General features: G+C 65.2%; 20 protein-coding genes. 5 read left to right on the top strand and 15 right to left on the bottom strand.

From position 1 onward, the window contains the following. Positions 1–305 precede the first annotated feature (305 nt). Complete coding sequence (locus CH296_RS04235; RefSeq protein WP_094684105.1) at positions 306–1,613, bottom strand: M18 family aminopeptidase; 1,308 nt, start codon at positions 1,611–1,613, stop codon at positions 306–308. A 58-nt stretch (positions 1,614–1,671) separates the two neighbouring features. On the opposite strand from CH296_RS04235, the gene CH296_RS04240 reads away from it, so the two are divergent. Then, a complete protein-coding gene (locus tag CH296_RS04240) occupies positions 1,672–2,580 on the top strand; it encodes a hypothetical protein (RefSeq protein ID WP_179272976.1) in 909 nt (302 codons plus the stop codon). Between the two features lie 94 nt (positions 2,581–2,674). Here the strand turns inward: CH296_RS04240 and CH296_RS28795 are convergent, their stop codons facing one another. From CH296_RS28795 to purS, 5 genes are read right to left on the bottom strand one after another with little or no spacing between them, the layout of a single operon-like run. Further along, positions 2,675–2,836: a hypothetical protein gene (locus CH296_RS28795; RefSeq protein WP_179272977.1), complete on the bottom strand. Its 162-nt coding sequence runs from the start codon at positions 2,834–2,836 to the stop codon at positions 2,675–2,677. Continuing rightward, positions 2,833–3,165, bottom strand: a complete 333-nt coding sequence (locus tag CH296_RS04245) for a hypothetical protein (protein ID WP_094645721.1) — start codon at positions 3,163–3,165, stop codon at positions 2,833–2,835. The genes CH296_RS28795 and CH296_RS04245 overlap by 4 nt, the downstream gene beginning before the upstream one ends. A 7-nt stretch (positions 3,166–3,172) precedes the next feature. After that, positions 3,173–3,523: a VOC family protein gene (locus CH296_RS04250; protein WP_094684106.1), complete on the bottom strand. Its 351-nt coding sequence runs from the start codon at positions 3,521–3,523 to the stop codon at positions 3,173–3,175. 34 nt (positions 3,524–3,557) lie between these two features. Next, positions 3,558–4,235, bottom strand: a complete 678-nt coding sequence (gene purQ / locus CH296_RS04255; protein WP_045196674.1) for a phosphoribosylformylglycinamidine synthase subunit PurQ — start codon at positions 4,233–4,235, stop codon at positions 3,558–3,560. Further along, on the bottom strand, positions 4,232–4,483 hold the full coding sequence (gene purS / locus CH296_RS04260) for a phosphoribosylformylglycinamidine synthase subunit PurS (protein WP_032395924.1): 252 nt from the start codon (positions 4,481–4,483) through the stop codon (positions 4,232–4,234). The genes purQ and purS overlap by 4 nt, the downstream gene beginning before the upstream one ends. 100 nt (positions 4,484–4,583) lie before the next feature. Between purS and CH296_RS04265 the strand changes: the two genes are divergently transcribed. Next, positions 4,584–5,222 carry an MBL fold metallo-hydrolase gene (locus tag CH296_RS04265; RefSeq protein ID WP_094684145.1) on the top strand — a complete coding sequence of 213 codons (639 nt, stop codon included), beginning with the start codon at positions 4,584–4,586 and terminating at the stop codon, positions 5,220–5,222. On the opposite strand, the gene CH296_RS28800 is transcribed toward CH296_RS04265, so the two are convergent. From CH296_RS28800 to CH296_RS04290, 5 genes are all read right to left on the bottom strand, one after another. Then, on the bottom strand, positions 5,219–5,845 hold the full coding sequence (locus CH296_RS28800; protein ID WP_179275770.1) for an LppP/LprE family lipoprotein: 627 nt from the start codon (positions 5,843–5,845) through the stop codon (positions 5,219–5,221). The genes CH296_RS04265 and CH296_RS28800 overlap by 4 nt on opposite strands. 193 nt (positions 5,846–6,038) lie before the next feature. Beyond that, a complete protein-coding gene (gene thiM / locus CH296_RS04275; protein WP_179277624.1) occupies positions 6,039–6,857 on the bottom strand; it encodes a hydroxyethylthiazole kinase in 819 nt (272 codons plus the stop codon). Positions 6,858–7,031: 174 nt separating this feature from the next. Further along, positions 7,032–7,733, bottom strand: a complete 702-nt coding sequence (locus tag CH296_RS04280) for a DUF2334 domain-containing protein (protein ID WP_094684108.1) — start codon at positions 7,731–7,733, stop codon at positions 7,032–7,034. Between the two features lie 55 nt (positions 7,734–7,788). Beyond that, positions 7,789–8,298, bottom strand: coding sequence for a glutathione peroxidase (locus CH296_RS04285; protein ID WP_032395929.1), 510 nt, complete (start codon positions 8,296–8,298; stop codon positions 7,789–7,791). A 128-nt stretch (positions 8,299–8,426) separates the two neighbouring features. Beyond that, the gene (locus CH296_RS04290) at positions 8,427–9,821 is read right to left on the bottom strand and encodes a cation:dicarboxylate symporter family transporter (protein WP_032395930.1); all 1,395 of its coding nucleotides are present in this window, start codon (positions 9,819–9,821) and stop codon (positions 8,427–8,429) included. Between the two features lie 233 nt (positions 9,822–10,054). Between CH296_RS04290 and CH296_RS04295 the strand changes: the two genes are divergently transcribed. Together CH296_RS04295 and CH296_RS04300 are read left to right on the top strand one after the other, a co-directional pair. Further along, positions 10,055–11,548 (top strand): sensor histidine kinase, encoded by a 1,494-nt coding sequence (locus CH296_RS04295; RefSeq protein WP_230596876.1) that lies wholly within the window; start codon positions 10,055–10,057, stop codon positions 11,546–11,548. Then, positions 11,545–12,219: a response regulator gene (locus CH296_RS04300; protein ID WP_032395931.1), complete on the top strand. Its 675-nt coding sequence runs from the start codon at positions 11,545–11,547 to the stop codon at positions 12,217–12,219. The genes CH296_RS04295 and CH296_RS04300 overlap by 4 nt, the downstream gene beginning before the upstream one ends. A gap of 48 nt (positions 12,220–12,267) precedes the next feature. Here the strand turns inward: CH296_RS04300 and CH296_RS04305 are convergent, their stop codons facing one another. Both CH296_RS04305 and CH296_RS04310 read right to left on the bottom strand, forming a co-directional pair. Continuing rightward, positions 12,268–14,394, bottom strand: a complete 2,127-nt coding sequence (locus CH296_RS04305) for a S9 family peptidase (RefSeq protein ID WP_094684109.1) — start codon at positions 14,392–14,394, stop codon at positions 12,268–12,270. After that, the gene (locus CH296_RS04310; RefSeq protein WP_045200314.1) at positions 14,391–15,275 is read right to left on the bottom strand and encodes a phosphoribosylaminoimidazolesuccinocarboxamide synthase; all 885 of its coding nucleotides are present in this window, start codon (positions 15,273–15,275) and stop codon (positions 14,391–14,393) included. Before CH296_RS04310 ends, CH296_RS04305 begins: the two co-directional genes overlap by 4 nt. A 62-nt stretch (positions 15,276–15,337) precedes the next feature. On the opposite strand from CH296_RS04310, the gene CH296_RS04315 reads away from it, so the two are divergent. Next, on the top strand, positions 15,338–16,750 hold the full coding sequence (locus CH296_RS04315) for an MDR family MFS transporter (RefSeq protein ID WP_094684146.1): 1,413 nt from the start codon (positions 15,338–15,340) through the stop codon (positions 16,748–16,750). Between the two features lie 96 nt (positions 16,751–16,846). On the opposite strand, the gene CH296_RS04320 is transcribed toward CH296_RS04315, so the two are convergent. Beyond that, positions 16,847–17,902, bottom strand: coding sequence for an ABC transporter ATP-binding protein (locus CH296_RS04320; RefSeq protein ID WP_094630439.1), 1,056 nt, complete (start codon positions 17,900–17,902; stop codon positions 16,847–16,849). Then, positions 17,899–19,461, bottom strand: a complete 1,563-nt coding sequence (locus tag CH296_RS04325) for an iron ABC transporter permease (protein ID WP_256980327.1) — start codon at positions 19,459–19,461, stop codon at positions 17,899–17,901. Before CH296_RS04325 ends, CH296_RS04320 begins: the two co-directional genes overlap by 4 nt. Positions 19,462–19,464: the final 3 nt, after the last annotated feature.

Here is a 19,464-nt window from a genome sequence, read left to right on the forward strand (position 1 = left end):
CCCCCGCTCACCCCCGGACCCCGCAAACGCGCGCGCGTTTGCGAGACGCGCGCAAAATTGCCCCCGCACGGGTCACCAATCTGCGCGCACCTGACGAATGCGCGCGCGTGTGCGACTGGCCGACCGAGAAACGGGGAACGCCGAACGATGTCGCGCCGCGGTATTCAGCTTCCGCCCACACCCGCCGCCCCCCGGACCCCGCAAACGCGCGCGCGTTTGCGAGACGCGCGCGGAATCGCCACCGCACAGGTCACGAATCCGCGCGCACCTGACGAATGCGCGCGCGTGTGCGCCGCCGAACGAGCTCAGGCTGGAGCGAGGAATGCCGCCAACGCGTCGGCGTATGCCATCACGTCGGCAGCTCCCATCAATTCTCGTGACGAGTGCATGGCGAGCTGAGCTGCGCCGACGTCCACCGTCGACAGGCCAGTGCGCGACGCAGTGATGGGTCCGATGGTCGATCCGCACGGCAGATCGGCGCGATGTACGTAGCGCTGCATGGGAACCCCGGCCTGATCGCAGGCGAGCGCGAAGGCACCCGCTCCCGCGGAATCCGTTGCGTAGCGCAAATTCTGGTTGACCTTGAGTACCGGTCCCCCACCGAGTTCGATGCGATGCGCGGGCTCGTGCCGGTCCGGGTAGTTGGGATGCGTCGCGTGCGCCATGTCGCCCGAGGCGCAGATGGATCCGGCCATCGTGCGCAGGAATTCCTCACGCCCACCGCCGCGTCCGAGCACGATGCGCTCGAGCACTGTGTTCAGCAGGTCCGAGAACGCGCCGCGGTCGGACATACTGCCGACTTCCTCGTGGTCGAACAGTGCCAGCACCGGCGTGACTGCGGTCGGATTGTCCACTGCGGCAAGCAAAGCCTGAGTTCCGGCGTAGCAGGTTCCTTGATTGTCCAGACGCGGCGCACTGACCAGTTCGGACTCGACGCCCACGACGGCACTGGGTGCGAGGTCGTGGGTCATCAACTCCCAACCCAGTACCGAATGCGGGTCGACGCCTTCTCGCTCGGCGACGTAGGCGATGAACGACTGAGGTGAATTGCCCACGCCCCAAATGGCATTGACGTGTCGCTGCGGATCGAGGGTGACGCCCTTGCGATCCTCGGACAGGTGGATTGCCAGCTGCGGAACTCGCAGAATGGGCTCGTCGACCTTCACCAGTACCTCGCGGGCGGTGTTGCCGTCGCGCACACTCAGCCGGCCGGAGATACCCAGATCGCGATCGAGCCAGGAGTTGAGCCAGGCACCGCCGTACGGTTCGAGGCCCACCATCTGCCAGCCCGCGGATTGCAGATCGGGATGCTGCTTCACGCGAAGGTTGGGGCTGTCGGTGTGCCCGCCGACGATTCGGAACGGGCCGTCAGGAGTGGAGCCTGCGGATTGACCCGAATTACGGTGCTCGGTACTCCACGCGACGAGTGATCCGCCGCGAACGAGGTAGTAGCGGCCCGGGTCCGTCGACCAGGCGTCGGTCTCCTCGAGGCGTACGAAACCGGCGTCCTCGAGCTGCACCGACACCGTGTTGCAGACGTGGAACGGTGACGGCGACACGTCGACGAAGTTGCAGAGACCGGTTGCGGAGGCGTGAGTCGACATGGGAACCATTGTGGCAGCCGCCGCGTCGAACACCTCGAGAGCACACACCGACCGGGGGGACGACGTCATGAAATTTCATTCTTTGCCCGACTACGGCGCAGTTCACGCGACCACATTCGCCATCGTGCGAATGAAGACGATCGAAGCATTTCGCAAGCGCGGGGTGGTGGTTCACCGCGAGGACGCGACGACTTTGGCGGTGGGCTCGGGCGTTCGCATGTCACTGAACAATGTGTTCGCCCGATGCTCCGGGGTGAGTCGATCGGCGTGGGACGGCATCATCGCCGGCCATGTCGACCTCATGATCGAGACGATGCGCGAGGCAGATCCCACGTTCTTCACCGGATTGTCGGACGACGAATTCCACTCGAGGCTGCGCGAGCGCGTCATCGCTCCGTCAGCCCTGGCGGCTATGGGTGAGTGCGAGTACGAGTATTCCGTCCCACTACTCGACGTGCCGGGCGCACCGCGACGGGTGCTGAACCTGTCTTCTCCGAATCGCGCTGTGACACTGGCAGATCGGCATCTCGTCGGCCGAGACCTGAACGCCGCCTGGGCAGCCGGACGAAGGAACACCGCGGCGCTGAAGTTCGAGGACGGCCGAATTCTCAGCAGAAACAGCATCGACATCGAGGTCCTCAGCGGTGATTCGATCTACCTCGCGTCGAAGGTTGCCGATATGACCACGCTGATCTCCGCGCACCTCGGCGAATGTCTGTACGGCGTATTGTTCGTGGTTCCCAATGCCTACGAGTTCGTTTTTCACCGGCCGCGCAACGCCGACGTGGCGCTCATGGCAGCAGCCGAGCTCGCCGATCTGGCGGATATGTTCAGTCGTGATACACCGAGCCCACTGTCTCGCTCGGTGTTCTTCTGGCGGGACGGCGAGTACTGCCAGGTGTTCGACGGGATCTCGATCGAACCCACCGGCATCTTCGCCTCGACTGTGACCGAGCTGCGAGAGTGTGCGGCATGACTGTGTTCGACGGTCCGAACGCCTGGCATTCACGACGAACGCACCGCATTCCAGAGACGGAATGCTGGGCGCTCGTGTCCTGATAGGACGCGTGCTATTCGGGCGGCGGGGCGGTGGGTCGTCCCGCTGCGGCGTCGCGAATCCACTGAGGTACCTCACGCCCGTTGCGTTCACGGATTGCGATCGATGCGCGAGCGGCGGCCGCGGCGACTTCCGGACGCCCAGCTTTGATCTTGCGTTCCTCGGCGGTGGTCATCGCGGTTCCTCCAGTTCATCGACTCGATTGTCAGTGTCCTCGCATTCAGAGGGTTCCGCCAGTGCGTGTCGGAGGGCGCGATCGGCAACGGCAACGAGAACGTCCTGTTCTGTTCTGGTTATGAGTGGCGAATCTGTGACCGCCCCGTAGATATCCCACCCCAGGGCAGCTTCGGCGTCGTCCGTGCTGACTGTGTGGTCGAGGCACCAGGTGATCCGCTGCCATGCCTGCGCTCGTTTGTCGGCGACGGTGCGCTGACGAATGGTGAGAGCGACTCCGACGACGGCGAGGACGCCCACCACCAGAGTCACCCATGCCTGGGCCGGCATTCACTGCTCAGTGCGACCCGGACACGCAGAACACGTTGCCGTCGGGGTCGCTCAGCGTCACCCAGCGAAAGTCGCCCATGGTGTGCTGCGCAACTTCGCGTGCACCCGCCTCGACCAGTCGCGCGACCTCGCCGTCGAGGTCAAGGGTGGTCATGTCGAGGTGGACGCGATTCTTGCCCGGCGTCGGGTCCTCGATCTTCTGGAAGGCCATTTGGTACGGTGCCGCAGCGAGTTCGACGACGTAGAACCAGCCGTCGTTCGCCTCCACGATCGTTCCGTCCACCTGTGCCGCCCACCAGTGTGCGAGCGGTTCCGGATCGGTTGTGTCGAACGTGATCATGCCCAAGGTCAGTGTCATGGCGGCACAGTAACCGCGACCACCGACACGAAACTCAGGCGTTGACGATCGTGTCCAGTGCCGAGTAGAAGATCCCCAGGCCGTCGTCGCTCGGTCCGGTCAACGGCTCGGTGGCGTGCTCGGGGTGCGGCATCAAACCGACGACCCGACCGTTGGCCGAGGATATTCCTGCGATCCCCCGCTGCGATCCGTTCGGGTTGGTGCCGCTGTAGCGGAACACGACGCGACCCTCGCCCTCGAGCTCGTCGAGCACGTTCTGCGGTGCCTGGAACCGGCCCTCGGCATTCTTGACCGGGATCAGGATCTCGGCACCGGGCTCGTAGCGCGACGACCATGCGGTGTCGGTGTTCTCCACCTTCAGCCACTGATCGCGGCAGACGAAGTGCAGACCCTCGTTACGGGTCAGCGCGCCGGGGAGCAGGCCGACTTCGCAGAGCACCTGAAAGCCGTTGCAAATGCCGAGGATCGGCATGCCACCTTCGGCGGCCTTCACGACGGACTCCATCACGGGGGCGAAGCGAGCGATCGCACCGGCCCGGAGGTAGTCGCCGTACGAGAATCCGCCGGGGACGACGATGGCGTCGACGTTCTTCAGATCCGCATCGGCATGCCACAGACTGACGGCCTCGCCACCGGCGAGGGTGACGGCGCGTGAGGCGTCGACGTCGTCGAGGGTCCCGGGAAACGTGATGACCCCTACGCGGGCGCTCATGCGGCGGGCTCTACCGAGACGCGGGTGACCGTCCAGTCCTCGATGACGGTGTTGGCCAGCAGTGATTCTGCGATCTTCTCGAGTTCAGCGTCGTCGACGGTGTCGTCGACCTCGAGTTCGAAGCGCTTGCCCTGGCGGACGTCGGACACGCCGGAGATCCCCAGACGGCCGAGCGCTCCTGCGATCGCCTGACCCTGCGGATCGAGAATCTCGGCCTTGGGCATGACATCGACAACGACTCGGGCCACGAAAGCGCTCCTTGAAATACGTACAGCAAGACAGTTACCGGCAGGTGGGAGTCTACGCAGCCCTGGCGGGAGGCGCGAAACCGCGCTTACTGTGGAGTCCATGCGGCTGACACACTTCGGACATTCCTGCGTTCTCGTCGAACTCAACGGCACCACCGTGTTGTTCGATCCCGGCACGTTCTCGCACGGGTTCGAGGGCATCACCGGACTCGACGCGATCCTCGTCACCCATCAGCATCCGGATCACGTTGATCTGCAACGACTTCCCGCACTCGTCGAGGCGAATCCGCGAGCGGCACTGCACGCCGATCCGATGACCGCAAGCCAGCTCGGCGGCAAATGGGCGGCAGCTCCCGCAGGCAAGGCCTTCACCGTCGGCGGCATCACGGTCACCGGCGTCGGCGGCACGCACGCCGTCATCCATCCCGAGCTGCCCGAGATCGACAACACCGGCTACCTGCTGGGCACCCCGGAGAACCCGGGCCAGCTCTTCCATCCGGGCGACTCGCTGTTCGTCCCCGAGCAACAGGTCGAGGTTCTCGCGCTCCCCGCTGCCGCACCGTGGTCGAAGCTCTCCGAGACCGTCGAATTCCTGCGAGCAGTGAACCCCAGGATGGCATTCCCCATCCACCAGGCCATCGTCGCGGAGCAGGCCAGGGGCGTCTACTACGGCCGCTTCAAGGAAATGTCCGACGCCGAAATCCGCGAGCTACCCGAGGAATCCTCCGTCTCGATCTAGCCGGTGACCTCGGGCGGGAGGGTGCCGATCATGGTGACCTGTGTCCCGTCCCAGCGGTAGTCGATCGTCACCGGGCCGCCGGTGGGATTGGCATTGGCATCGTTCGCGAGCGGCCAGCGGTAGTTCACTGTGATCGTGTCGGCGGACTGGGCCGCCACCGACGTGAACCCGTACGGCTCCGACGTCGCAGTGCCGAGGTACTCAGCGTCGTGGAAGAACAGCAGATGTGTCGGCGAGCTGACCGTCGCGCCGTACGGCAGAGCTTCGACCCAGGTGAACGACGCACAGGGATCGCCCATGTCGGTAGCGACCCACGGTGAATCTGCGAACACGAGCGGCAGCGAGTCCACGGCCTGCGGTACCTGCCCCCACGTCAGATCCAGGCACAGTGGCTCGGCTTCCGACGTACCCATCGGAACCAGGTCGCTGGCCTCCTCGGGTGGCGTCCGCTGCGGCTGCGCTCCCTCGGTCACGGTGGCCGGGTCGGGTGTCACCGGTGCCGGGCTTGCCTGAGTGGTTGCCGGAACGGCCGGGGACGGTGCTGCCGCGGGGGTTCCTTGCTCCGCTCCGCCGCAGGCGACGAGGGCTGTTGCACTGACTACGAGGAGTAGAAGTCGTTTCATGAAGACCACCTGGTTCGATTTGCCCGACGCCAAGTATGTCCGCCCGCAAACATGTTCCGTTACATCACGTTTCGGTCAAGAGGGCGTTACCTTCGCTGCGATCTGCATTTTTCGCACCACTACGCGCACATTTCGCGGCATTCCCGCGGATACTGCGGCACAGTGGAACACCAGGTGCACACTGGAGCGCGCGTCATTCAGGCCAGCCGATGTCGAGCCGAACCAATTGACGAATTGCCGACTCGTCCACCGTGTCGAGTCCGTCGAGGAACGCGGCAGCGAAGGATCCCGGCCGCGACGTCGACCGGGCCGCGATCTCCGACGCCACCGCGACATGCGCGTGCGCCGCGACGGCACCGATCAGCGCATTCGGTGACACCGAGCAGTAGGCAGCCGTCAGTGCACCGAGCGCACACCCGGTAGCCGTAACTCGCTGCAGCAGTGCACTTCCGCCGCCCACCTTCACCAGGCCGCCGGGGCCGAGGATGTGATCGATCTCCCCCGATGCAGCCACCACGTCCACTCGATCGAGCAGCGACCGGGCCGCTTCGACCGAATCGGCCACGGCTGCAGACGAATCCACGCCGCGCGATCCGCCGTCAGCGCCCGCCAGTCCCATGACTTCCGATGCATTTGCGCGAATGACGCTGGGCCGGTTGGCAAGCAGCTCCACGGCCACCTGGGTTCGCCACGGCAGACCGCCCGCTCCCACCGGATCGAGTACCCACGGCTTCCCCGCTGCCCTCGCCGCGGCCGACGCCAGCCGAGAACTTTCCACCTGGGCAGCCGTCGGAGTTCCGAGATTGACCAGGACCGCGTCGGCGATCTCCGCGAAACCGGCCGCCTCCTCTGGGTTGTCCACCATCGCCGGAGCCGCCCCTGCGGACAACAGTGCGTTCGCGACGAACTGAACCGACACGGTGTTGGTCAGACACTGCACCAGCGGATTGCGATCGCGCAGAATACGATGCGCGGCGACGATGTCGTCCAGGGTCACAGTCGAGACACTCATTGTTGCGAGTCTACGACCGCGCCCACCCCGTTCGCGTCAATGGACCATCGCATACGTCTGGGCGCTGCACTGGCACATTCACGCCGCAACCCCGTACGCGTGAATGGCGCATTGCAGACGTCTGGACCGTGCAATGGTCCATTGACGCGGGGCGGGTGGGGGTGCAGCGAGGAGCTAGGCCACGCGGGATTTGGTGCGTGGGGTCCATTCGTAGACCCCGGCCTCGGCTCCGTGGTGCAGGGAGAGGTCGATGGCGTCCAGGATTGCCTGGCGCGGTCCGGGTCGTCCGAGTTGCTTGGCGCTGATGGCCAGGCGTACCACTCCGTCGCGGCGGGCGGTGCGGCCTGCGCCGAGTACCAGTGCTTTGAACCACCAGGGTTCGGCTTTGAATCCTTCGCCGATTCCCCAGACTCGGGCGCGGACGACACCGTCCCGGTCGAGGTCGTGAATACCGTTGAGCGCAGCCAACGTTCGGAATCCCGCGTCGGGCAGTGCTTCCACGGCGCCGGGTGAAGCGATCCAGCGGGGAGCGGCGAACACCCGGGTGCGCAGGCCGGTCTGTTCCATGACGCGGTCGGCGGCCATCAGTCGAAGTCGGGCTTCGTGACGCGGCAGTGCGGAGAACTCGGAGCGTCGACGCTTCGTCGCGGCCTGGTCGTAGCCGTGCAGAACGATCGCGTCGCCGCCGTCGCGTCGCGCCCGCAACCATTCCTGGGTGGGCACGTCCGCTGCGAGACGGTATTTGTCCTTCAACCGAGGCGCGATGAGCAGTGAGAGCGGAACGCCTCGTCCGTCGAGGATCCGCGCGAACTCGGCGGCGTGCTCGTAGGTGTCGTTCTTGATACCGCTCACCGACACGATCAGACGTCCAGACATGACTCGAGCCTCGCACACCAGCGTGAACGAGGCTCGAAGTCGATGCAGACAGAAGCTAAACGGTCATCGTTTCCTTCGGCAGGATCTTGTCGATCGCTGCGAGCACCTCGGGGGCGTCCGGCTCGGTGCGCGGACGGAAACGGTTGGTGACGACGCCGTCGGGCGAGATCAGGAACTTCTCGAAGTTCCACTGGACGTCTCCGGCCTTGCCTTCGGCGTCTTCGGTCTTGGTCAGTTCGGCGTACAACGGGTGCTGATTGTCACCGTTGACGTCGACCTTCTCGGTCATCGCGAACGTGATGCCGTAGGTGGTGGAGCAGAAGGTTTCGATCTCTTCTGCCGTGCCGGGCTCCTGGCCACCGAACTGGTTGCAGGGCACTCCGACGACCGACAGGCCACGAGAGGAGTAATCGTTGGCGAGCTTCTCGAGCTTTTCGTACTGCGGGGTCAGTCCACACTTGGACGCGACATTGACCACGAGCACGGCCCGTCCGGCGTACTCGTCGAGCGAGGTGGGCGCACCGCCCAGCGTGTTGATGCCGATGTTCTGAACTTCAGTCATCATCCGAACTTACCTGTGAGTACGCCGAGAACGGGAACCGACGTGGAAAACAAGAACGACCCCGCTGGTGGCGGGGTCGTTCTCGGTTTTCCGAACCGGGCGACGGGGGGATGCGCGGCGCCCGGCAGGCACTACGCCTTGGCGGCGTGCTTTTCGATGATGACCTGCTTGTCTGCAGGCCGGTCGTCCTCGGGGAGGTGGTCGTCGACCATGGTCTCCTCGTCGAACGGAAGGCCGCCGTCGAGCACCGTGTTGACCCGGTCCTTGTCGATGGTCTTGGTCCAGGTGCCGACCAGCAGGGTGGCGACGGCGTTACCCGAGAAGTTCGTCAGCGCACGGGCCTCGGACATGAAGCGGTCGATTCCGACGATCAGGCCGACTCCGTCGAGCAGTTCGGGGCGATGGCTCTGCAAGCCACCGGCCAAGGTGGCCAGACCGGCTCCGGAGACGCCCGCTGCGCCCTTGGAGGCGATGATCATGAAGAGCAGCAGCGAGAACTGCTCGCCGATCGAGAGCGGCATGTTCATGGCGTCGGCGATGAAGATCGAGGCCATCGTCAGGTAGATCGCGGTGCCGTCGAGGTTGAACGAGTATCCGGTGGGGACGACGATGCCGACGGTGGTGCGCTCGACTCCTACGTGCTCCATCTTGGCGATCAGACGCGGCAGGGCCGACTCGGAGGACGACGTGGCGACGATGAGCAGGTACTCACGGGCCAGGTACTTGACCAGCTTGAAGATCGAGAAGCCGGAGACGAAGCGCAGGATCAGTCCGAGGAAGAAGAAGACGAAGATGAAGCAGGTGATGTAGAAGGCGAGCATCAGGGTGCCGAGCTGGATGACGGCGTCGAACCCGGTCTTGCCGACAACACCGGCAATGGCACCGAAGGCACCGATCGGGGCGAGCCACAGGATCATGGTCAGGATGCGGAAGACGAGCTTCTGCACCGAACCGATGCCCTTGAGGATGCCCTCGCCGCTCTTGCCCATGGCCTGCAGCGCGAAGCCGACGAGGATGGCGACGAACAGCGTCTGCAGGACGGATCCGGCGGTCAGCGACGACAGCAGACTCTCGGGGATGATGCCGGCGATGAAGTCCATGGTTCCGCCTGCACCCTCTGCGGTTTTGGCGTACTCATCGCCACCGCCGGGCACGATATTGAGTCCCTCGCCGGGCTGAATCAGGTTGCCGACGACCATGCCGATACCGAGGGCGATGGTCGACATCGTGATGAAGTAGGCCAGGGCAAGGCCGCCGACCCGTCCGACGCTGGCTGCCGCTCGAACCGATCCGATACCGAGGACGATGGTGCAGAAGATGACGGGGCTGATCATCATCTTGATCAGGCTGACGAAGAGCGTGCCGAGGACCGCGAGCTCGACGGCGAAGTCCTTGGCGGTCAGTCCTACGATGACGCCGGCGACGACGGCGATGATCACGGCGATGTAGAGCCAATGAGTCTTGTCGCGCTTCTTCTTGGGCTCGGTGGGCGGATTGTCGAACCGCTCCGCATCGATGGTTGTCATGAATGTTCCTTCTGGTTCAGGTGAAGCGCGAGTCGAACTGCTGACTTCGTGACTACTGGGAGTGGAGTGAGGTGGATCACCCCCGCTGAGAGATGATGTTGCTGCACCGGGTGACAGGAGTCACCTATACGTTCATTTCGTTCACGTTCGATGTATTGCACGAAAGGATTGCGTTGTCCTCGAAGCGCCCACTGAGCGTCGCCGGCCAGGTGTTGGTGCTCCAGCTCGTCGTCATGGCGGTCGTCGTGTTCGCCGGCGGCATCCTGACGGTGCTCAACGAGCGGTCCAACAGCGACGACGCGACCCGACGCGAAGTCACGGCGATCGCGGTCAGTATCGCCAACGAACCGTCGACGCCCATTGCGATCGAGTCCGACGATCCGACGTCTCGGCTGCAGCCGGAAACCGAGAAGATCCGTCAGGTCACGGGTGTCGATTTCATCGTGGTCATGGCCCCGGATCGGACCCGTTTCACCCACACCACCGTCGACCTGATCGGTAAGCCGTTCAGCGGCAACATCGATCGCGCGTTGCAGGGTGAGACGTTCACCGAGACGTACGTGGGTTCTCTCGGCCCGTCGATCCGCTCGGTCACGCCGGTCACCGATTCCTCGGGCGAGATCGTCGGCCTCGTCTCGGCGGGCGTGACCAGGGCCAAGATCAGCGACCAGTTCTTCCAGGGTCTACCCCTCATCGTCGGGGTCGTTCTCGCCGCCTTCGTCGTCGCCGCCGCCGGATCGACGCTGCTCAGCCGCCGGCTCCGGCGTCAGACACTGGGGATGGCTCCTGCGGAGCTGCGCACGATGTACGAGCATCACGACGCCGTTCTGCATTCCATCGGTGAAGGCTTGCTGGTGTTCGGCCGGGGTGACGAGGCGGAGCTGGTCAACGACGAGGCCCGACGCCTCCTCGATCTGCCCGAGGGCCCTGTCTCCTTCGGCTCGTTGCCGGAGTCCATGCAGCAGATGGACACCGGCATCGTGCGCGGTGAACTGCATCTGACGAAGGATCGCGTGCTCGTGGTCAATCAGGATCCGGTGATGTGGGAGGGCCGACGCCTGGGCAACGTACTCACAATTCGCGATCAGACCGAATTGCGTTCGTTGATGGGTGAATTGGACTCGGTGCGCAGTTTCGCGGAGTCGCTGCGTTCGCAGGCTCACGAGTCGGCGAACAGGCTGCACACCGTCATCACCATGGTCGAGCTCGGCCGACCCGAGGAGGCAGTCGAATTCGCGACGGCCGATCTGGAGCTGTCGCAGGCTCTCATCGATCGCCTGATGAACGCGGTCAGCGAACCTGCGCTCGCTGCACTGCTGCTGGGCAAGGTCAGTCAGGCCGCTGAGCAGGGCGTGGAGCTGACGATCACCGACGACACCGCCATGGAGCACGAGGGTGTGCTCACTGCACGTGAATTGGTCACGCTGGTAGGCAATCTGATAGACAATGCCATCGATGCCTCGAAAGAATCCGACCAGCCGTGGGTCGAAGTGACGGTCCGTGACGCCGATGGTGAACTCGTCGTCCGAGTCGCCGACAGCGGTCCCGGAATGCCGCCGGAGACGCTCAAAGCTGCTCTGCGGCGCGGCTACTCGACCAAGTCCGGCTCACGCGGTCTCGGCCTCGCCCTGGTGACTCAGGTGATCGGTCGCCATCGCGGCACCTTGACCTCGGAAGTGACGTACGGATCGGTCATGGTCGCCACCATCCCGGGATCGCTCTCGTGATCCGCGTCCTGATCGTCGACGACGAACCGCTGATCGCCGAAGCGCACAAGACGTACGTCGAGCGAACCCCGGGCTTCGAGGTGGCCGGGGTGGCCCACACCGGTGCGTCGGCCATGCGCTTCGCCAGCACCGAGGCCGTCGATCTGGTGTTGCTCGACATCGGTCTGCCCGACGCGAGCGGCATCGACGTAGCAGCAGCTCTCGGCGGTCTACGCCCGAGTCCCGACGTCATCGCCATCACCTCCGAACGGGATCTGTCGGTGGTGCGCTCCGCCGTGGCACACGGCATCGTGCTGTATCTGCTCAAGCCGTTCACGTTCGCCGCGTTCCGCGACAAGCTCGAGCGCTATCGCGAATTCCATGCCGCGTTGCCTGCCGGAGAGAACGCGTCGAGTCAACGCGACATCGACCGCGCGATGGCGCATCTGCGGACGGCCGACGAACGCGTCTCGACACCCAAGGGCATCGCCCCGCAGACGATGGACGGCATCACCGCGAGCATCAAGGAAGCGGCCGACGGACTCAATGCATCCGAGGCTGCCAAGGTCGTCGGAGTGTCCCGAGTGACGGCGTGGCGATATCTCGAGCGCCTCGCCGACGACGGACTGGTCACCCGGCACACCGAATACGGCAAGGCCGGGCGACCGCAGGTCCGCTACGTGTGGCGTTAGAGCGGCTGCGCCGCATGTGAGCGGAAATTCGTAGCAGGCTACGAATTTCTATGCACGTGCGCCGGAGGCGCTCACGATCCACGCATACTCGAAAGCCGCTTCCTTCCATTTCTCGTAGCGTCCGCTGACTCCGCCGTGTCCGGCGCTCATTTCGGTCTTGAGCAGCAGGTCCGAGTCACCGGTCTTCGTCGCACGCAGAGCCGCAACCCATTTGGCGGGTTCGACGTAGAGGACGCGAGTGTCGTTGATGGACGTGATCGCCAGGATCGACGGGTAGTCCTTGGCCTCGACGTTCTCGTAGGGACTGTACGACTTCATGTATTCGTACACCTCCTTGTCGGCCAACGGGTTTCCCCATTCGTCCCATTCGATGACCGTCAGCGGAAGTGACGGGTCGAGGATGGAGGTGAGCGGATCGACGAACGGAACGTTGGCGAGGATGCCGTTGAACAACTCCGGTGCCATGTTCGCCACCGCTCCCATGAGCAGTCCGCCCGCGCTGCCGCCGTCGGCGACCAGATGCTTCGGTGAGGTGCGCCCGGTGTCGATGAGATGCTGTGCGGCAGCGATGAAGTCGGTGAAGGTGTTCTTCTTCTTCAGCGTCTTGCCGTTGTCGTACCAGTGCCGACCCATCTCGCCGCCGCCGCGTACGTGTGCGACGACGAACACGATGCCGCGGTCGAGCAACGACAACCGGGCGACCGAGAAGGACGGGTCCATCGACGCCTCGTACGATCCGTAGCCGTAGAGCAACGTGGGAGCCGGCCCCTCGGGGACATCCTTGCGCGCGATGACCGACAGCGGAACCTGAGTTCCGTCCGGCGCAGTGGCCCACTCACGATGCTGCACGTAGTCACCGGCGTCGAACTCGCCCAGGACCGGCTGTGATTTGCGGAGCAGCAGTTCGCCACTGGCGATGTCGAGGTCGTAGACCTGGCCGGGGGTGATGAATGAGGTGTACACCATCCGCAGCAGCGGCTGATCCCATTCCGGGTTCGAACCTGCGCCGACGGAGTAGAGCTCCTCATCGAATTCGAGCTCGCGGTACTCGCCGTACCCCTCGTCGGTCAGCGGCCAGATCGCCATGCGCGTCAGGGCTTCTCGTCGGTACGTGAAGATCAGGTGGCCGGCGAACGCATCGATGTCCTCGACGCGGACGTCGTCGCGATGCGGAACCAGCGTGCGCTGATCGAGTGGGTCCGAGACCGGAGCCTCGGCGAGCAGGAAGTTCTCGGCCTTCTCCCCCTCGGTGCCCCAACCGTTCACCGAGCCGTTGTGGGTGATGAGGAATCGATCCTCACCGGCCACGACGGCGTGCTCGATGCTGTATTCGACGCCGTCCGTGCGGGGCAGTACGACGCGGAACTCGCCCTCGGGATCGGTGGATTCCAGCACCAGGCACTCGGAGGTGATCTTCGAGCCGACCCAGATCATCAGGTACTTCTCGCTGCGGGTGGAACCGAATCCGACCCAGTAACTTTCGTCGGGCTCGTGGAAGACCTGGACGTCCTCGGACTTGCCGAGGGTGTGCCGCCAGACGGTGTCGGGACGCCAGGATTCGTCGACCGTCAGGTAGAACACGTGGGTCGCGTCGGCCGTCCAGGTGGCCCCGGGCGCGACGTTCTCGATGGTGTCGGCGAGCAGCTCACCGGTCTCGAGGTTCTTGAAACGCAGTGTGTAGCGCTCGTCGCCCTCGGTGTCGGTCGAATAGGCCAGCAGGTTGCCGTCGAGGCTGATCGAGAACGCACCGAGGGAGAAGAAGTCGTGTCCCTTCGCCTCTTCGTTGGCATCGAGCAGGATCTGCTCACCGGGGACGTCCACCTCGGACGACAGGGTGGGCGGGGTCCAGTCGTCGGGAGAGTCGACGGGACAACGGCATTGGAGTCCGTAGGACTGTCCCTCGACGGTGCGCGAGTAGTACCACCACTGCCCCATGCGCGTGGGCACGGACAGGTCGGTCTCCTGGGTTCGCGACTTGATCTCGTCGAAGATCTTTCCTCGCAGTGACTCGAGGCCGGCCGTCTGCTGCTCGGTGTAGGCATTCTCGGCTTCGAGGTGGGCGATCACCTCGGGATCGTCCTTGGCGCGCAACCACTCGTAGTTGTCGATGAACGTGTCCCCGTGATGGGTGCGCTCGTGCGGCACCTTCTTGGCAACGGGAGGGGTGATCGTCATGGCGTGACCCAATCGTCGAAGTTCAGACCCGAGATGCGCTCGTAGGCCTCGATGTAGCGGCTGCGGGTTGCGGCGACGATGTCGTCCGGCAACGGTGGCGGTGGAGTGTCGGAGCTGCGATCCCAGCCGGATTCGCCCGTCAACCAGTCGCGGACGAACTGCTTGTCGAAGCTGGGCTGGACGCGGCCTTCCTGGTACGAATCGGCAGGCCAGTAGCGTGAGGAATCAGGGGTGAGAACCTCGTCGGCGAGGACCAGGTTGCCGTCGGCGTCGGTACCGAACTCGAACTTGGTGTCGGCCAGAATGATTCCGCGTTCCAGAGCGAAGTTGGCTGCGCGCGTGTAGATCTCGATGGTGTCCTCACGCAGCTTGAACGCGAGTTCGGCACCGACCTGCTCGACGGCCTGGTCGAAGGTGATGTTCTCGTCGTGGTCGCCGATCTCGGCCTTCGACGCGGGAGTGAAGATCGCCTGGTCGAGTTTGCTGGATTCCACGAGCCCGGGGGGAAGCTGCACGCCGCACACGGCCCCGGTCGCGTTGTAGTCCGCCAACCCGGATCCGGTGAGGTACCCACGCGCGACGCATTCGATCGGCACCATGTTCAGCTTCTTCACCACCAGGGCACGGCCGAGCAGTTCGGCGGGAATGCGTTCGTCGAGCGGATCGCCGGCCAGGTGGTTGACGCCGCCGAGCTCCTCGAAGAAGAACACGCTCATCGCCGTCAGCACGCGTCCCTTGTCCGGGATCGGGGTGTCGAGGATGTGGTCGTAGGCCGAGATTCGGTCGCTCGCGACGAGCAACAGATGCGCGTCGTCGATCGTGTACAGATCGCGGACCTTGCCGCCGGCCAGATGCTCGTAGCTACTCAGTGATGGTCGCACGGTGTTCAACACTATCTGGGCCGGTGGCCGCGGGGGTGCCGGCAGGCATCAGACTGGTAGCTGTGGCAACGAACAACACGACATCGGATGTCGGATTCCGCTCCGAACGAGGACCGATACTGGTTGCGCTGATGCTCAGCACGTCTCTGGTCGCTCTCGACTCGACCATCATCGCCACGGCGGTGCTGTCCATCGTCGACGACCTGGGCGGGTTCACTCAGTTTCCGTGGCTGTTCTCCATCTATCTTCTGGCGCAGGCGGTATCGGTGCCGCTGTACGGCAAACTGGCCGACCTGTTCGGCCGCAAGAAGATCATGCTGTTCGGCATCGCGGTGTTTCTGCTCGGCTCCGTCCTGTGCGGCCTGGCCTGGAGCATGCCCGCCCTGATCGCCTTCCGTGCTGTCCAGGGTCTCGGTGCGGGTGCCGTGCAGCCGATGGCCATCACCATCGCCGGCGACATCTACACCCTGGCCGAGCGCGCCAAGGTGCAGGGCTACCTCGCCAGCGTATGGGCGATGTCCTCGGTACTCGGCCCGGCGCTCGGCGGTATCTTCTCCGAGTTCCTGACGTGGCGTTGGATCTTCTTCGTCAACATTCCGCTGTGCGCGCTGGCCGCGGTGATGCTGTGGCGCAAGTTCGACGAGGGAGCCGTGGAGCGCACCAAGCCCAAGATCGACTACCTCGGTGCAGGCCTGCTGACGGTGGGCGCAGCGATGGTGCTGCTCGGGCTGCTCGAGGGCGGACAGTCCTGGGCCTGGAACTCCCCCGTCAGCATCGCCATCTTCGTCGCCGGAGTCTCCTTGCTGGCCGCGTTCGCGGTGGTGCAGACCAAAGTCGAGGAGCCGATCCTGCCGCTGTGGGTGTTCACCCGTCGGGTGCTGGTGGTCAGCAGTTCCATCTCACTGCTCGTCGGGGCATTGATTCTCGGCCTGACATCCTACGTTCCGACGTTCGTGCAGGGCGTGCTCGGCACCGGCGCGATCGTCGCCGGATTCGCCCTGTCCACCCTCACACTCGGCTGGCCCATCGCGGCATCGCTCTCCGGGCGGGTGTACCTGCGGTTCGGCTTCCGCACCACGGCGCTCATCGGTGCCTCCATCGCGGTCGTCGGAGCGGCATTCGCCACCGGCCTCGGTGCCGGTTCACAGGTGTGGCAGGTGGGCGCGGTGTGCTTCGTCATCGGCCTCGGTATGGGTCTGATCGCCAGCCCCACCCTCATCGCCGCTCAGTCGAGCGTCGAATGGTCCGAGCGCGGCGTCGCCACCTCGACCAACATGTTCGCCCGCTCCATCGGCAGCGCAGTCGGAGTCGCGGTGTTCGGTGCCATCGTCAACTCACGGATCTCCGCCGACCCGAGCCCCGAACAACTGTCCGACGCCATCCATCCGGTCTTTCTCGGTGTCCTGGCGGCGGCAGCGGTGATGGCCGTCGCGGCACTGTTCATGCCCAAGCGTGGAGCAGAACCGAGCCGATAGCGTTCTTTCGAATGCTTGTCGGCATGGCCCTCGTTTCGTCGGTCCGGCGCGCGATCGTGCCGGGCACGGCCGGTCGTGCCGGTGCGTCTGCGAAAACTAGTCCGCCGAACCCTCGAACCAGTGCACCGGCGATGTCACCGTGACGTCGACGGCGGTGCCGGGGGCGAGTCGGTCGCCGGTCCGGGCGATGGCTCGAAGCCGCAGCCCGGTGGCGCTGTGCCGCAGGGTGACCGAGGATTCGGGGCCGGTGAAGAGCTCGTGTTCGACGACGAACGCGCCGTCGTCGAACTCCGAGACCAGCAGCTGCTCGGGCCGAAGCAACGCCTGTCCGTTTCCCGTCTCTCGAGTGGTGGATTCGAGACGCCCGAGGACGGTGTCGACGTGGCCGCCGTGGGCCGCAGCGTCGACGAAGTAGGCGTCGCCCACGAAGCGCGCGATCGCGGGTGTGGCGGGTCGCTCGTACACCTCACGCGGGGTGTCGATCTGGGCGCAGCGACCACCCAGCAGCACGGCGACCCGATCGGCAGTTCCGAGTGCCTCGGCGCGGTCGTGGGTGACCAGGATCGACGCGGTCTTGCTGGACTGCAACAACTCTCGCACGTCCTGCCTGATCGAGGTACGCAGCCCCGCGTCGAGGGCGGCGAACGGCTCGTCCATCAGCACCACCGACGGAGCAGGCGCGAGCGCCCGCGCCAACGCAATGCGCTGCTGTTGGCCGCCCGAGAGCTCGCTGGGTCTGACCCCACCGGCGTCGGGCAGTCCGACGAGCTCGAGCATCTCGTCGACCCGCCGCGTGCGCTCTGCGCGACCGGACAGATGGGGTCGCAGAAACCCTGCACGCAAACCGAATTCGATGTTTCGTCGTACCGTCAGGTGTGGGAAGAGTCCACCTTCCTGCGGCATCAGGCCTATTCCCCGCTTCTCCGGTGGCACCTGAATCTGCCCCGCCACTGAGATGTCCCTCCCGTCCGAGGTGATCCGGCCCGCGTCGATGCGGTGCAGTCCCGCAATGGATCGCAACAGCGTCGTCTTGCCGCAGCCGGAGGGGCCGAGAACGGCAAGCATCTCGCCGTCGCCGAGGTCGAGGTCGATCCCGTGCAGCACGGCCGTACTGCCGTACGAGGCAACGAGTCCGGAAATCACCATGCTCATGGCAGTGCTACTCGCTTCCGCGTCGTGCGCCCCAGCGCCCGTGTCAGTACGACGGTCGGGACCACCGAGATCAGGATCAGGGCCAGGGCGTAGGGAGCCGCCTCGCCGTATCGGAACGCCTCGGTGGTGGACCACAGCGTGGTCGCGAGCGTGTCGACTCCCCGAGGACGCAGCATCAGCGTCGCCGGTAGCTCCTTGGCGACGGTCAGGAACACCAGAGCGGCCCCGGCGGCGATGCCGGGAGCCGCGATCGGAATCGTCACTCGAAGGTCGGTCTGCAGCCGGCCCGCGCCCAGGGTCCGTGAGACATCCTCGAGGACAACGGGAGTGGCGTCGACGACCGCTCTCGTACTGCCGACGGCCAACGGCAGGAACAACACCACGTATGCCAGCACCAGCAGCACCGCCGTCTGATAGAACGACGGCAGGAACCTGATTCCGAGAAAGACCGTGGCGAGCCCGACGGTGATACCCGGTAGTCCGTGCGCGATGTAGGTGGACAATTCGGCACCGCGGGCGGCCCTCGACGTGGATCGGGCCGCGAACAGCGCGACCGGCAACGCGAGCACGGCCACCACCACCGCGGCGATCGCGGAGTACTGGACGGTCTTGGCCGTGACGGCCAGCACGTCCACCCAGTCGACGGTGAAGCGCAACGATCGACTCAGCCACCGCGCCAGGGCCAGAATCGGTACCAGCACCGAAACACCAAGGGCTGCAACGACAACGGCCAGAGCAGGCACGCGCCACCGGCCCAGAACCACAGGCTCGGCCATCCGGTCCGTTCCAGATCCCACCCTCGCCGTGGCACCGCGTCGGGCACGCCGTTCGAGGAGGGTGAGCACCAACGCGCCCACCACGAGGACCAGTCCGAGAACCGCGGCCGCGGTGCGATCGAGTCCCCCGCGGTACGCACTGTAGATGCCGAGCGTGAAGGCGTCGTATCGCATCAGAGCCACCGCCCCGAAATCACTGATGGTGTACAGCGCGACCAGCAGCGCACCCGCCGCCGCGGCCGGAACGACGCGACGGCACTCGACGGTCAGCGCCGTGCGCACAGCGCCTCGACCGAGGGTGCGCGAGACCTCGGCCAACGACGGGTCCGCAGTGGCGAAGGCCGCGGACACCGGCAGCATCACCAGCGGGAAACAGGACAGCGTGAGGACCAGGGCTGCACCGGAAAAGCCTGCCAACGAGGGGAACTCGGCGATCCACAGATATCCGGACACGTACGACGGGATGGCCAGCGGGGCGGCGAGGACCATCGCGAAGAAGCGTCGCCCCGGTAGATCGGTCCGTACGGTCAACCACGCCAGCAGCGTCCCGACCACGACCGATGCAACGAGCACGGTGAGCGTCAGTGTTGCCGTGCGGATGGCGAGGTCGAGTGTGCGTTGCCGCAACAGCAGCCCCAGGACCTTCTCGGTGCCGCCGTCGAACGCTCGGACGAACAGATACACCAGCGGTGTCAGCGTCAGCGCTCCCACGCACAACGCGGCCGTCCCGAGAACGGGACGACCGCCGAAGTGGTGCCGCCGAAGCGGCTGGAGTGCAGACACGAG

It is taken from the genome of Rhodococcus sp. 14-2496-1d, from assembly GCF_002259365.1.
Taxonomy (GTDB): Bacteria; Actinomycetota; Actinomycetes; order Mycobacteriales; family Mycobacteriaceae; genus Rhodococcoides.

Coding starts and splice junctions, on each gene's coding strand:
- CH296_RS04305 (WP_094684109.1), bottom strand. CDS start 14,394: ATGACGATCACCCCTCCCGTTGCCAAGAAGGTGCCGCACGAGCGCACC.
- CH296_RS04295 (WP_230596876.1), top strand. CDS start 10,055: ATGGCGGTCGTCGTGTTCGCCGGCGGCATCCTGACGGTGCTCAACGAG.
- CH296_RS04285 (WP_032395929.1), bottom strand. CDS start 8,298: ATGATGACTGAAGTTCAGAACATCGGCATCAACACGCTGGGCGGTGCG.
- CH296_RS04320 (WP_094630439.1), bottom strand. CDS start 17,902: ATGAGCATGGTGATTTCCGGACTCGTTGCCTCGTACGGCAGTACGGCC.
- CH296_RS04290 (WP_032395930.1), bottom strand. CDS start 9,821: ATGACAACCATCGATGCGGAGCGGTTCGACAATCCGCCCACCGAGCCC.
- thiM (WP_179277624.1), bottom strand. CDS start 6,857: ATGAGTGTCTCGACTGTGACCCTGGACGACATCGTCGCCGCGCATCGT.
- CH296_RS04265 (WP_094684145.1), top strand. CDS start 4,584: ATGCGGCTGACACACTTCGGACATTCCTGCGTTCTCGTCGAACTCAAC.
- CH296_RS04240 (WP_179272976.1), top strand. CDS start 1,672: ATGAAATTTCATTCTTTGCCCGACTACGGCGCAGTTCACGCGACCACA.
- CH296_RS04250 (WP_094684106.1), bottom strand. CDS start 3,523: ATGACACTGACCTTGGGCATGATCACGTTCGACACAACCGATCCGGAA.
- CH296_RS04280 (WP_094684108.1), bottom strand. CDS start 7,733: ATGTCTGGACGTCTGATCGTGTCGGTGAGCGGTATCAAGAACGACACC.
- CH296_RS04235 (WP_094684105.1), bottom strand. CDS start 1,613: ATGGTTCCCATGTCGACTCACGCCTCCGCAACCGGTCTCTGCAACTTC.
- purQ (WP_045196674.1), bottom strand. CDS start 4,235: ATGAGCGCCCGCGTAGGGGTCATCACGTTTCCCGGGACCCTCGACGAC.
- CH296_RS28800 (WP_179275770.1), bottom strand. CDS start 5,845: ATGAAACGACTTCTACTCCTCGTAGTCAGTGCAACAGCCCTCGTCGCC.
- CH296_RS04245 (WP_094645721.1), bottom strand. CDS start 3,165: ATGCCGGCCCAGGCATGGGTGACTCTGGTGGTGGGCGTCCTCGCCGTC.
- CH296_RS28795 (WP_179272977.1), bottom strand. CDS start 2,836: ATGACCACCGCCGAGGAACGCAAGATCAAAGCTGGGCGTCCGGAAGTC.